Source organism: Microvirga sp. jy35 (genome assembly GCF_056148915.1).
Map to the genome: position 1 here is coordinate 169,450 of NZ_JBWBEW010000001.1, position 12,226 is coordinate 181,675.

A 12,226-nucleotide genomic window follows, 5' to 3' on the forward strand; every position below is an offset into this window, starting at 1 on the left:
GCTCTTCGAACAGACCTTGCGGAACTCGTTCAGCCCGATTGCTCGGCTGCAATGACGAGAAAGGTTGCGTCATCGTGGGTTTTAACACGGGGATAAGCGCCTGCCATGCGGTCGCTCTGCTCCCTGTCCCGCAATTCCTCCATCAGATCCCGCCCTCTCCCCGCGGCGAGCTGGTCATGGAGCTCGCCGTCGGAGTAGATCCCGAACACATCCACGAGGCGCATGAAGCCGTCGGTGGCGAGCACGATAGGCGCGCCCAGTCTCACCTTCGTCTCGAACCGCAGCTCCTGGCCGGCCCAGGGCCGCCGCGGGTTCACCACCCAATAGCCATCCTGTTGGTTCAGCCGGGTGCGGTTCTCCACAATCTGGCGCCGCACGGCTTCGGGAATCTGCCCCGGCTCATGCTCCTGGGCACCGAGGGCCGCCAGGGTCTTCCCCTCGAAAGGCTTTGCCCGCTCGTCGCTCCAGCGGATGATCCCATGCTCTGACGGCACGAGAGCGATCACATCACCGAGGAACCGTCCCTGGAGCGTGAGGACCCCACCCTCCTCTGGGATCACCTCGACCAGGCCGAGGCACGCAGAGGGCGTATGATGGTCGACGACTTCCGAAACATGCGCGGTCTCTTCCCCGAAGGCCGATCGCACATCGTCCTCCAGCCGCCGCAGCAGCCTATCGGCGGCTTCCGCTCCGGACAGGGCAGTCAAGCGCCTGTCGATCAGGGTGGCGAGCCAGGCGGCATCGCTGCCCCCGGAGGTCAGTTGGTCAGCGGAGAGACCAGTGGCTCCATCGATGATCCAGGCGAAACGGCCGCGCAGACCGGCCCCGTCCTCGTTGAAGCGGGTGCCGGTCAGGGAAAGCCGGTCCAAGGACCGGAAGCAGGGGGTGGAGCCAGTCACGTTCACGGCCTAACTGGTCTCATATTGGTTGCCCCATGTCCATACTGGTCTCAAGGGCTGTTCACACCCTTCCTGAAGAGCCGGAAAGGCTTACGCAGGATCGGTTTGATCGAATCCGTGGCTTGAGCGTTAGTGACGTGGATCCCATTGCAGCGGCAAAGGATGAGCCATGGTCACCCTGGAAATAGCCGGCAAGGCGGTTGCCGTGACGAACGCGGACGAGAGCCAAGCCCGCGAACTCTTTCTCAGCGAGAGCTTTAAAGATGACCTGAAGTCGTTTAAGAGCGAGGGCCGCTCCCTCTGGGACGGCTCAGCTGCCTTGACGACACGGCCCGCATCGGAAGACGAGATCGATGCCTTCTATGAGGCCTTGGACGAAGAGGACGAGGGCGACGAAGACGATGATGACGACCTCGATATCGATGTCGTGTTCCTGGTGTCCATCGACGAAATAGACGACGCCGCTGCCTCCGGCTGATCATCCTTACCGGAGCCTTGAGGGCTCCTCTTGAAACGGTTCAGCCCATTCCATGCCTTTCCCCAAGTCCAATCCCAGCCTCGACCGTGCCCTGGCCGACAAAGGCTACAACGACCCGACCCCCGTCCAGGCCGCCGTGCTGCAGCCGGAGGCTGTCGATCGGGATCTCCTCGTCTCCGCCCAGACGGGCTCCGGCAAGACGGTCGCCTATGGGCTCGCGATGGCTTCCACCCTGCTGGGCGACGCCGAGCGCTTCGAAGCCCCGCGCGAGCCCCTCGCCCTGATCATCGCCCCCACCCGTGAGCTCGCGCTCCAGGTGAACCGGGAACTCATCTGGCTCTACGGTCCGGCCGGTGCGCGGGTCGTCTCCTGCGTCGGCGGCATGGATGTGCGCCGGGAGCAGCGGGCGCTCGCCGACGGCTGCCATATCGTGGTCGGCACCCCGGGCCGCCTGCGCGACCACCTGGAGCGCGGGCGCCTCGACACCTCCAAGATGCGCGTCGTCGTGCTCGACGAGGCCGACGAGATGCTGGATCTCGGCTTCCGGGAGGATCTGGAGTTCATCCTCGACGCCACGCCGGAGGAGCGCCGCACGCTCCTGTTCTCGGCCACCCTGCCGAAGAACATCGTGGCCCTTGCGCGGCGCTACCAGCGCGAGGCGCACCGCATCGACACCCTGGTCGAGAACGAACCCCATGGGGACATCGAGTATCGCGCCCTCAGGATCGCGCCCAACGAGGTCGAGCATGCGGTCGTCAACGTGCTGCGCTTCTACGAGAGCCGCGGCGCCATGGTGTTCTGCCATACCCGCGAGGCCGTGCGGCACCTCCATGCGAGCCTGATCGAGCGCGGCTTCGCGGCCGTCGCCATTTCGGGCGAGCTGACCCAGAACGAGCGCAGCAATGCCCTGCAGTCCCTGCGGGACGGGCGTGCCCGCGTCTGCGTGGCCACCGACGTGGCGGCCCGCGGCATCGACTTGCCGGACCTGGGCCTCGTGATCCATTTCGACCTGCCGAACGACCACGAGACCCTTCTTCACCGCAGCGGCCGCACGGGCCGCGCCGGCCGCAAGGGTACTTGCGTGATGCTCGTGCCCTATACCCGCCGCCGCAAGGCCGAGCGGCTGATCGACATGGCTCGCGTCGATGTCACCTGGGCCGGCGCGCCCTCGGCCGACGAGATCCGCCTGAAGGATCGCGAGCGCCTGATGCAGGACCCGATCTTCGCCGAGGAGGCGACGGACGAGGACCTCGGCATGGCCAGGGCGCTTCTCGCCGAGCGCTCGGCCGAGGAGATCGCCAATGCCCTGGTGAAGTTCCACCGCGCCCGCCTGCCGGCGCCTGAGGAGATCGTCGACGCGGGCTCCGACCGCGAGCCGCGCCAGCGCAAGGACAAGCGCGAGCGGACCGACGAGCGCAGCCGCGGCCCGAGGGAACGAGGCAGGGATTCGTCCGAGGGCGGCTTCGAGCGGTCATCCGAGGACATGGTGTGGTTCCGCATGAGCGTCGGCCGCCGCAACAACGCGGATCCCCGCTGGCTGCTGCCGATCATCTGCCGCCTCGGCCACGTGACCAAGAAGGAGATCGGCTCGATCAAGATCTTCGACCGGGAGACGAAATTCGAGATCGTGAAATCCCAGGCTTCGAAATTCGCCTCTGCCGTCCGCAAGACCAACGACGAGGACATCCGCATCGAACCGGCCGATGCCGGGCCCGGCAAGCCGAGCCTCGGTAAGGCAGGACCCGGCAAGCCGCGCGAGGCGAAGCCCTGGAGCGGACCGAAGGGCAATGGGCCGAAGAGCCATGGCCCCAAGGAGCGAGACGCTCAACCCGCACGCAAGGGACCACCGGCCAGCAAAGGTCCGAAGGATTTCAAGAAGCCTAAGGAGAAGAAGCGCTCGTCCGAGAAGCGCTCCTGATCAAAGCGACAGGCCGGGACATGATCATGTCGCGGCCTGAACTGCTTCTGGCCCAGGATTGAACTCTGCGTCTCCGGGTTAGGCTGGACGGCAACGGCAGGAGGCTGACGGATTAGGTTTTTGCGTTGCACCATATCTATTGTGCATTGCAACATAACCACCATATCAGCGTTAGCTTCAGATCCTGTCTTACCCGGAAGGGCCAAACGATAATGCAACGCTTAGGTCAGATGATTCAGCAACTGGCGCGTCACCGGCGCCAGTGGGAAACCAATATGAATGCCTCCAAGGCAGCGGCGGCTTCCTTCGAAAGCTCGACCATGACGAGCCGCCTGACCGAGATCGTCGGTTTCGGCTCGAATCCGGGCAATCTGCGCATGTTGACCCATGTGCCGGAGGGCGTCTCTGCCACTCCGGCCCTCGTGGTCGTCCTGCATGGCTGCACGCAGACGGCAGCCGGCTATGACCATGGCTCCGGCTGGTCGGCCCTGGCGGATCGCTACGGCTTCGTCGTTCTCTATGCCGAGCAGCAGGACGCGAATAATCCGAAGCGCTGCTTCAACTGGTTTCAGGCGCAAGACATCGACCGCGACAAGGGCGAAGCCCATTCGATCCGCCAGATGGTGGAGCATGCGATCAAGCAGCACGATGTGGACCGCAGCCGTGTCTTCGTCACCGGGCTTTCGGCCGGCGGAGCCATGACGGCGACCATGCTCGCCACCTATCCGGACGTGTTCGCGGCCGGCGCGATCATCGCCGGTCTTCCCTATCGCTGCGCCACCAGCGTTCCCGAGGCTTTCGAATGCATGTTCCAGGGCCAGACCCGATCGGCTCAGGAATGGGGCGACCTCGTCCGCGGCGCCTCATCCCACAGGGGACCGTGGCCCAAGGTCTCCGTGTGGCACGGCAGCGCCGATACCACCGTGAAGCCGACGAACGCAGGCGAGATCATCAAGCAATGGACGGATGTCCACGGCCTCAAGTCGAGCCCCAGCTTCAGTGAAACCGTCGACGGCTATCCGCACCGCGTCTGGACGAGCCCATCCGGTGACGACGTGATCGAGGAATATGTCATCACCGGCATGGCGCATGGCACGCCGCTCGCTACAGGCGACGATGAGAACAGCTATGGAGCAGCCGGTCCGTTCCTTCTCGATGTGGGCATTTCATCGAGCTACCGAATCGCAGAGTTCTGGGGGCTGACCGAACAGGCTGATGACGTCTCGCGGATCCGCACCACACCGGAACCCGTTCGACGCAACGCACCCGCGATGGTGGCCGACGAGCGCCCCACAGCGGATGAATGGGCAGCACGAAGCGACACACGCAGGCCGCGACAGGACGGGCCAGGCTCGAGCGCGCCGCATATGGATGTGGGCTCGGTGATCACGAAGGCTCTCAGGGCGGCAGGTCTCATGAAGTAGGCCGCCTTGCTGCGGCGAATGCGCGAGGGGCCAGGCATCATCACCCGATGCCTGGCCCTTTTCACTTCCTGTATGGCTTCCTCTCCTGACTCAGGAGGTCTTCCTTCTTGCGCCTCTCGCCAGTCACGCAGTTCATGCTCGGCATGCCGGCCTGCGCCGGGATGATGCGGGGGGCGGCATCATCTTTCCCTGCAATCTCACGCATGATCTTCGTGCGGATGACCATGGCGAATTGTTCGGGGTCGTGCAGCGGCAGAACGAATGAGCCGACGCCGCCGATCACGCATTCCTTGAAGTAGAGATCGAGATCCTGCAGTTCCGTGCTGCCTGACGCTCGCCTGAACATGATCGGCAGACCATTGATCACGATGCCGTCCGCGACGGCCTCGTCCCGTGCATAGGTGACGTGGCGGCCATCGTTGTTGGGACCATCCCCGGACACGTCGACGACACGGCGGATCGGAGCCCCGCCCAGCTGCTCGAAGAGCGTGTGGCTGTGATCGATGATGCCGGAGATCGATGTCATTCCGGCCTGGCGAATGGGCTGGTAGGAGAGATGGTTGGCGAATGAAGTCGCCTTCTCGGGACTGTCGATGATGGTCCACGGCACGAGAACGCGCTGATCCTTCACGCCCGACCATTCCACATATGTGACGGCGATGCGGCCATGCAGGCCGTTTGCGATGGCCTCGTGCACGAGCGAGGACCGGAACGCCTCCACGAAACCCTCGCGCTGCAGGCCCTGCTCCTCACCCTCCATGGACGAGGAGACATCAACCGCAATGACGAGAGCAACATCGAGCTCTGCTTCGGCAGTTGTGGGTCCGGCCGCAAGAACTTCACCAGCCAGGAGGAAAAACGCGAGAGTACTCAGGAGCCTGTTCGCCATGACCACCTCCGCTCCCGGCTCTCGATCCGTCGACCGCTGCCAAGGCTGCGCCTGTCAACGCGCAAACCGGGCATTTGATACGCGGAGCGGCCATAAAACAGGCGGGCAGACGATACTGGCTCTGCGGCCATCGCAGGCGCGAAAAGGACCGTGGCAGGCTGAAAAAGACACAGATTCAAAGAGATCGCCCAGGACGGCCCAAACGTAACAAAATCCACTCTCTATACGCAGAGCAGACAGGGATCGGGTAGTTCGGTAAGGTTCGATCACGTTACGCAAGGGGCTAGAAATGAAGCCGGATATGGACCTGATCGGCGCACTCACCAGCTTCTCCGTCGGCACGCTCGACGGCCGCGACGCGATGATGGTGATTGAGCTTGCCGCAACGCCTGAGGAATACGAGCAGGGCATCCGCCGTCAGATGCCGGTGGCCATGACCCCTGAGCATGCCCGCGAACTCGGCGAAGCCCTTCTCCTGGCTGCCAAGGCGGCTCAGATGGGTGAAGCTCCCAGCTACGCGATGAACTGATCCGCTTGGCTCCTGGCCAAGTGGTTCTTCACCGGCAGGCTCGATAAGACCCCATATCGAAGTGGAAGTGATCGTGGTGAGCCTCGTTGTAATCGGGACTGAGCACCACATCGAAGAAGCGGCAAGCACCATCCCTCAGCGCGCGCAAGAATGCCTCCTGACGTGGATCGCCTCCAGTCCAGTCGCCCTTCACCGTGATCTGCTGTCCGTTCGCAAGAACAAAGCCGGCGATATCGATGGCATTGGCAGTAGCATGTTCACTGCGTCGCCCGCCGGCCCGGTGATTGATGTTCCGGCAGGCATAGGTGCCGAAATGCGTGACCCTCGCAATCTCCTGTCCGAGGTGCTCGCGGGCGGCCGGCAGCAGAACATGCTGTTCGAACAGGGCCCAAGCCACTGCAAGCGCACAGGTGGCCGTGAAACGCTCGCTCAATCCGACGGCGGACCGGGACACCTCAACGGCGTTCGACAGCCCGCAGCCCGCCTCCGATGCACGATCCGGCACGGATCTGTGCGTAACCGGCGACTCGTCCAGCACAGCCAGACACTGCCTGCCATCGCGCTCGAGACGGGAGAGTTTCAATCGGGTCAGCCAATTGACGTCGTCCGCGATCTTCAAAGGCGTGAACGGATTGAGCCTGCTCGGAATGCTGAGAAAACCACCCCAGGCCAATCCCGACGCGACGGCAAGCCCGAGCACGAGAGCAATGGCCAGACGGACGAGGATGATCCGCACGACACTGGAGCGGCGCTGCTGTTGAGGGCGATCATCATGCACCCTCCTGTTCTAGGGCTATCGCGCTCCGGGTCCACCCGTACACTCCGTGTGACGCTGCCCTGAACAACGCCCGGAGCAGGCAGGACATGGGCTCCCGGACGAGATAAGAAAAAAGCAAGGCAGTTTCCTGCCTTGCTTCGGTAGACGGTTGGCGTCTGCTGCGGCCGAAGGAGCTCTCCTCCGACCCATCGCGCTCGCTCAGATGGCGTCCTTCAGATCCTTGGCCGCGCGGAAGGCGATCTTCTTCGAAGCCTTGATCTTCACGGGCTCGCCGGTCTGGGGATTGCGGCCCATGCGGGCGGCGCGCTTGCGCACCTGCAGGATTCCGAGGCCGGACAGGCGGATCTTGTCGCCCTTCTTCAGGCTCTTGGCGATCATCTCGACCACCTGGTTCAACATCTCGTTGGCCTGGCGCTTGGGAAGCTCGTGCATCTCGGACAGACGGTCGGCGATGTTGCGCAGCGTCAGGATCGGGGAAGCCGATGCGGCAGAAGCCTTCGCGGTCTTCTTCACGGATGCCTTCGAAGTCTTGCTCGCAGCCTTGGTCGCAGCCGCCTTGCCGGCAGCCTTGGCGGGTGCCTTTGCGGTCTTCGACGTTGCCTTTGCTGCAGCCTTCGGCGCCGCAGCCTTCTTGGCCGGGGCCTTCTTGGAGGAAACCTTGGTTGCAGTCTTGGCCATCAGGAACTCCTTGTTTTCGACGGTGAATGCATAAGACAGCAGATCCTCATTAGCGCGTTCAGCCAGGAATTAAAGTGGCAAAGTACGTTTTACGCACAATAGTCGAGGGATACTTGCCCATATCTCGTCACCGACTGCCTGAATGCTGCCCTTCATTGACGGGAACAGCTTTCTTGCACGGCTGATGCCGTTCGACTGCGGATGAGTGCCGGCAGGGATCAGGCCAGGGGAGAATCAGTCTGCAACCTGTCCTGAGCATGAAAACGAGGTTGAACGATCCCCACGATGACTCCAGGCATTGACGAGCACCTCGATCCCGCTTGTTCGGCGCGCCGCGCGAATGACTGCAACATTCGGATCGACAAAGCGCATCGTCCCATCATATTCCCTAGCGGGACAGAGAAACGCCACGGTGAAAGCATGACAAGGGTCGCCTGCATCGGAGAATGCATGATCGAGCTTCGGGAGGAGGCTGACGGGAGGCTGTCGCGCAGCTTCGGCGGCGACACCCTCAACACGGCCGTCTATCTCGCCCGCCTCGGCTCGCAGGCGGATTACATCACCGCCCTTGGAGACGACAGCTGGAGTGATGAGCTCATCGCCGCGTGGAAGGCGGAGGGCGTCGGCACGGGCCGCGTGCTGCGCCTGACCGGTCGTCTGCCCGGCCTCTACATCATTCAAACCGATCCCAAAGGCGAGCGCCGCTTCTCCTACTGGCGCGAGACCGCGGCCGCTCGCCTGCTCTTCCAGGTTCCGGAAGCCCACACGATCATTGCCTCCCTGGCCACTTACGACCTCGTCTATTTCTCGGGCATCTCCCTGTCGCTTTATGGGGATGAAGGACGCGGGCGCCTGTTCGACGTCCTGCGCGAGGTGCGCTCGGCTGGAAAGCGCGTGGCCTTCGACACCAACTTCCGCCCGCGCGGATGGCATGATGGGGAGATGGCCCGAAAAGCCTTCCGGCAGGCCTTCGAATGGGCCGATATCGTTCTTGCTTCAACGGAAGACCTGGAGCTGCTGTTTGGAAGCGCCGGGGCCGATGAAGTGCTGGCCTTCTCGGATCGTGCGGAGATCGTGCTCAAATATCCGGACCTGACGTGCCGGGTTGCGTCGGAGGGCAAGGAGATCGTCGTTCCGGGCACACCTGCTGACCACGTGGTCGACACCACCGCAGCCGGCGACAGCTTCGCGGCTGCCTATCTCCACGCCCGCCTCCTCGGGGAAAGCCCTGAAGCGGCAGCAAAGGCTGGGCATCGCCTTGCCGGCCAGGTGGTGCGGTATCGCGGCGCGATCATTCCTCGCGACGCGATGTCTCAACAGTAAGACACCCTGCATGAACACATCGCTCAAGGAGTTCCTCGGATGACCCAAGATCTGTCAGCTCTTGCCGACACCCGCGATCGGCAGCTTGCCGACCTGCTCCGCTCCGGCCCCGTGGTCCCGGTCATCACCCTCGAGCGGGTCGAGGATGCGGTTCCTCTCGCGCGCGCCCTCGTGGCGGGCGGGCTGCGCCTCCTCGAGATCACCCTGCGCACGCCGGCTGCGGCCGATGCGGCGGCAGCCATCATCCGAGATGTGCCGGACGCCATCGTCGGCATCGGCACGGTCCTGACGCCGAAGGATCTGGAGCGGGCCCAGGCGCTCGGCGCCCGCTATGCCCTGAGCCCCGGTGCCACGCCGGAGCTGCTCGATGCAGCGTCGCGGAGCGAGATGCCGTTCATCCCCGGCATTGCCACCGCGTCCGAACTCATGGCGGCACTGTCCCATGGCTTTCAGACGGTCAAATTCTTTCCCGCCGTTGCAGCAGGCGGCATTCCCGCCCTGAAGGCACTCGCCGGTCCCTTCCCGCAGGCGCGCTTCTGCCCCACGGGCGGCATCGATGAGAAGAACGTCAAGGACTGGCTTGCTCTGCCGAATGTCGTTGCCATCGGCGGCTCCTGGATCTGCCCGCCGTCGGATATCCGGGCTCAGGCCTGGGATGAGATCACCGCGAAAGCGAAAAAGGCGGTGACCTCAGCAAACGCGTGAGCCCCCGTTCCTGACATTTTGTAGGATTGTCAGGCCCCTCCCCCATGGCGATACTCGCCGTCAAGGGGAGGATCAGACGTGGCTCCGAGCATCTACGACACCCATCTCGACAAGAACCCGGCGAATTATCAGCCGCTGACGCCCCTCAGCTTCCTGGAGCGGGCGGCGGGCGTGCATCCGGATCGGATTGCGGTCGTCCACGGCCCCTTGAAGCGCACCTATCGCGATCTCTATGCGCGGGCGCGGCGCCTCGCCTCAGCCTTGGCCCAGCGCGGCATCGGGCGGGGCGACACGGTGTCGGTGATGCTGCCGAATACGCCGGCCATGCTCGAATGCCACTATGGCGTGCCGATGGCAGGCGCCGTGCTCAACACCCTCAACACCCGCCTCGATGCGAAGATCATCGCCTTCTCCCTGGAGCACAGCGAAGCCAAGGTTCTGATCACGGATCGGGAGTTCTCGGCCACCGTCAAGGCGGCCCTCGAGATGAGTTCGGTCAAGCCTCTGGTGATCGACTACGACGATCCGGAATTCACCGGCGCGGGCGAGCGTCTCGGCGCCATGGAGTACGAGGAGCTCCTGAGCGAGGGCGATCCGAGCTTCGCCTGGAGCCTGCCGCAGAACGAATGGGACGCCATCACCCTGAACTACACCTCCGGCACCACGGGCGACCCGAAGGGCGTCGTCTATCACCATCGCGGCGCCTACCTGCTCGCCATGGGCAACATCATCACCAGCGGCATGGGCCAGCACCCGGTCTATCTGTGGACCCTGCCCATGTTCCACTGCAACGGCTGGTGCTTTCCCTGGTCGCTCTCCATCGTGGCGGGAACCCATGTCTGCCTGCGCGCCGTGCGGGCCAAGCCCATGTACGATGCGCTGGCCGACCACAAGGTCACGCATCTTTGCGGTGCGCCCATCGTCATGTCGACGCTGCTCAACGCTTCCGCCGCCGAGAAGCGGCCCGTGCCGCACACGGTGAAGTTCATGACGGCCGCGGCCCCGCCGCCGGAGGCCGTGCTCGCGGCCATGAAGACCGCAGGCTTCGACGTCACCCATCTCTATGGGCTGACCGAAGTCTACGGCCCTGCGGTCGTCAACGAGTGGCACCAGGAGTGGGACGAGCTCGACTCGAGCGACTATGCAGCGAAGAAGGCGCGTCAGGGTGTGCGCTATCCGGTGCTGGAAGCCCTCGACGTGCTTGATCCCGAGACCATGCAGTCGGTGCCTGCGGACGGCCAGACGCTGGGCGAGGTGATGTTCCGCGGCAATGTGGTCATGAAAGGCTACCTCAAGAATCCGGCCGGCACCGCCAAGGCGTTCGAAGGCGGCTGGTTCCATTCCGGCGATCTCGGCGTGAAGTACCCGGACGGCTACGTGCAGCTGAAGGACCGCTCGAAGGACATCATCATCTCCGGCGGAGAGAACATCTCCTCCATCGAGGTCGAGGATGTCCTCTACAAGCACCCGTCCATTCAGGCTGCCGCTGTCGTTGCCATGCCTGACGAGAAGTGGGGCGAGACGCCCTGCGCCTTCGTGGAGCTGAAGCCCGACCAATCCGTTCCGGCCGAGGACATCGTCGCCTGGTGCCGCCAGAACCTCGCGTCCTACAAGTGCCCGCGCACGGTGATCTTCACGGAGCTGCCCAAGACGTCCACGGGCAAGATCCAGAAGTTCCAGCTGCGCGAGATGGCGCGGGCCTACAAGGACGCTGGCTGACGGAGCGGCTTATTAGCGCCCCTTCCATACCGGCTTGCGCTTCTCGATGAAGGCATCGATGCCCTCTGCGGCATCCTCGGCCATCATGTTGCAGGCCATGATGTTGCCGGCGTAAGCATAAGCCTCCTCCAGGCTCATGGAACGCTGGCGACCGAACATGGCCTTGCCGGCACGGATGGCGACCGGGCTCTTCGCGCAGATGCTCGCCGTCAAGGAGGTGACAGCTTCATCGAGGGATGCGTCCGGCGCCACGCGGCTGACGAGCCCGAAGGACAAGGCCTCGGCGGATGAGATGAAGCGGCCCGTCACCAGCATGTCGAAGGCGTGCTTCGGCGAGACGTTGCGCGAAAGCGCCACCGCGGGCGTGGAGCAGAAGAGCCCCACATTAATGCCCGAGACCGCGAAGGTTGCGCTCTCGGCGGCAACGGCCAGGTCGCAGGAGGCCACCAGCTGGCAGCCTGCGGCGGTGGCCATGCCATGCACCCGCGCGATCACCGGGACGGGCAGATTCACGATGGCCTGCATCACCCGGCCGCATTTGGCGAAGAGAGCATCGTAGTAGTCCTGGCGCGGATTGGCGCGCATCTGCTTCAGGTCGTGGCCGGCGCAGAAGGCCTTGCCCGATGCCGCGATGACGACGCAGCGGACCGCCTCGTCCTGCTTCAGGTCGTCGAGCGCCTCCTGGAGCGCCGACAGCATCTCCTCGGACAGGGCATTGAACTGGGCCGGACGGTTGAGGGTGAGCGTCACGACCCCGCCCTGCTCCTTGCGCAGCAGGATGCTCTCGTCGCTCAAGGCCTGCTGGGCGCTCATGGATGCTCTCCTTAAGGATCGGGACACGTTGTCTGCGGAATCCAACCCGAATAAGCTCGATCTGGCAAGAAGC

12 protein-coding genes are annotated in these 12,226 nt (G+C 64.0%); 7 read left to right on the plus strand and 5 right to left on the minus strand.

All coding sequences use genetic code 11. The annotated features are described in order from the left end of the window. Window positions 1-29 precede the first annotated feature (29 nt). The gene (locus tag AC0QTX_RS00775) at window positions 30-905 is read right to left on the minus strand and encodes a hypothetical protein (protein ID WP_474601905.1); all 876 of its coding nucleotides are present in this window, start codon (window positions 903-905) and stop codon (window positions 30-32) included. Between the two features lie 163 nt (window positions 906-1,068). Here AC0QTX_RS00775 and AC0QTX_RS00780 point away from each other — a divergent pair, with 163 nt between their 5' ends. From AC0QTX_RS00780 to AC0QTX_RS00790, 3 genes are all read left to right on the plus strand, one after another. After that, window positions 1,069-1,377 (plus strand): hypothetical protein, encoded by a 309-nt coding sequence (locus AC0QTX_RS00780; RefSeq protein ID WP_474601906.1) that lies wholly within the window; start codon window positions 1,069-1,071, stop codon window positions 1,375-1,377. A 52-nt stretch (window positions 1,378-1,429) separates the two neighbouring features. After that, on the plus strand, window positions 1,430-3,295 hold the full coding sequence (locus AC0QTX_RS00785; protein ID WP_474601907.1) for a DEAD/DEAH box helicase: 1,866 nt from the start codon (window positions 1,430-1,432) through the stop codon (window positions 3,293-3,295). Window positions 3,296-3,507: 212 nt separating this feature from the next. After that, the gene (locus AC0QTX_RS00790; RefSeq protein ID WP_474601908.1) at window positions 3,508-4,719 is read left to right on the plus strand and encodes an extracellular catalytic domain type 1 short-chain-length polyhydroxyalkanoate depolymerase; all 1,212 of its coding nucleotides are present in this window, start codon (window positions 3,508-3,510) and stop codon (window positions 4,717-4,719) included. Window positions 4,720-4,780: 61 nt separating this feature from the next. Here AC0QTX_RS00790 and AC0QTX_RS00795 read toward each other — a convergent pair whose 3' ends face one another. After that, window positions 4,781-5,608, minus strand: a complete 828-nt coding sequence (locus AC0QTX_RS00795; RefSeq protein WP_474601909.1) for a DUF1194 domain-containing protein — start codon at window positions 5,606-5,608, stop codon at window positions 4,781-4,783. Window positions 5,609-5,897: 289 nt separating this feature from the next. On the opposite strand from AC0QTX_RS00795, the gene AC0QTX_RS00800 reads away from it, so the two are divergent. Next, window positions 5,898-6,137 (plus strand): hypothetical protein, encoded by a 240-nt coding sequence (locus AC0QTX_RS00800; protein ID WP_474601910.1) that lies wholly within the window; start codon window positions 5,898-5,900, stop codon window positions 6,135-6,137. Window positions 6,138-6,165: 28 nt separating this feature from the next. On the opposite strand, the gene AC0QTX_RS00805 is transcribed toward AC0QTX_RS00800, so the two are convergent. Next, window positions 6,166-6,915 (minus strand): extensin-like domain-containing protein, encoded by a 750-nt coding sequence (locus tag AC0QTX_RS00805; RefSeq protein ID WP_474601911.1) that lies wholly within the window; start codon window positions 6,913-6,915, stop codon window positions 6,166-6,168. Window positions 6,916-7,113: 198 nt separating this feature from the next. Beyond that, window positions 7,114-7,593: an HU family DNA-binding protein gene (locus tag AC0QTX_RS00810; RefSeq protein WP_474601912.1), complete on the minus strand. Its 480-nt coding sequence runs from the start codon at window positions 7,591-7,593 to the stop codon at window positions 7,114-7,116. A gap of 420 nt (window positions 7,594-8,013) precedes the next feature. Here AC0QTX_RS00810 and AC0QTX_RS00815 point away from each other — a divergent pair, with 420 nt between their 5' ends. From AC0QTX_RS00815 to AC0QTX_RS00825, 3 genes are all read left to right on the plus strand, one after another. Further along, complete coding sequence (locus tag AC0QTX_RS00815; RefSeq protein ID WP_474601913.1) at window positions 8,014-8,916, plus strand: sugar kinase; 903 nt, start codon at window positions 8,014-8,016, stop codon at window positions 8,914-8,916. 39 nt (window positions 8,917-8,955) lie between these two features. Beyond that, window positions 8,956-9,621 (plus strand): bifunctional 4-hydroxy-2-oxoglutarate aldolase/2-dehydro-3-deoxy-phosphogluconate aldolase, encoded by a 666-nt coding sequence (gene eda / locus AC0QTX_RS00820; protein ID WP_474601914.1) that lies wholly within the window; start codon window positions 8,956-8,958, stop codon window positions 9,619-9,621. Window positions 9,622-9,699: 78 nt separating this feature from the next. Further along, on the plus strand, window positions 9,700-11,340 hold the full coding sequence (locus AC0QTX_RS00825) for an acyl-CoA synthetase (protein WP_474601915.1): 1,641 nt from the start codon (window positions 9,700-9,702) through the stop codon (window positions 11,338-11,340). A 12-nt stretch (window positions 11,341-11,352) separates the two neighbouring features. Here the strand turns inward: AC0QTX_RS00825 and AC0QTX_RS00830 are convergent, their stop codons facing one another. Continuing rightward, on the minus strand, window positions 11,353-12,153 hold the full coding sequence (locus tag AC0QTX_RS00830; protein WP_474601916.1) for an enoyl-CoA hydratase: 801 nt from the start codon (window positions 12,151-12,153) through the stop codon (window positions 11,353-11,355). Window positions 12,154-12,226 lie beyond the last annotated feature (73 nt).

What these genes read in the sequence shown, in the direction of transcription:
- AC0QTX_RS00795 (WP_474601909.1), bottom strand. Translation starts at nt 5,608, where the DNA reads ATGGCGAACAGGCTCCTGAGTACTCTCGCGTTTTTCCTCCTGGCTGGT.
- eda (WP_474601914.1), top strand. Translation starts at nt 8,956, where the DNA reads ATGACCCAAGATCTGTCAGCTCTTGCCGACACCCGCGATCGGCAGCTT.
- AC0QTX_RS00810 (WP_474601912.1), bottom strand. Translation starts at nt 7,593, where the DNA reads ATGGCCAAGACTGCAACCAAGGTTTCCTCCAAGAAGGCCCCGGCCAAG.
- AC0QTX_RS00800 (WP_474601910.1), top strand. Translation starts at nt 5,898, where the DNA reads ATGAAGCCGGATATGGACCTGATCGGCGCACTCACCAGCTTCTCCGTC.
- AC0QTX_RS00780 (WP_474601906.1), top strand. Translation starts at nt 1,069, where the DNA reads ATGGTCACCCTGGAAATAGCCGGCAAGGCGGTTGCCGTGACGAACGCG.
- AC0QTX_RS00790 (WP_474601908.1), top strand. Translation starts at nt 3,508, where the DNA reads ATGCAACGCTTAGGTCAGATGATTCAGCAACTGGCGCGTCACCGGCGC.
- AC0QTX_RS00785 (WP_474601907.1), top strand. Translation starts at nt 1,430, where the DNA reads ATGCCTTTCCCCAAGTCCAATCCCAGCCTCGACCGTGCCCTGGCCGAC.
- AC0QTX_RS00830 (WP_474601916.1), bottom strand. Translation starts at nt 12,153, where the DNA reads ATGAGCGCCCAGCAGGCCTTGAGCGACGAGAGCATCCTGCTGCGCAAG.
- AC0QTX_RS00815 (WP_474601913.1), top strand. Translation starts at nt 8,014, where the DNA reads ATGACAAGGGTCGCCTGCATCGGAGAATGCATGATCGAGCTTCGGGAG.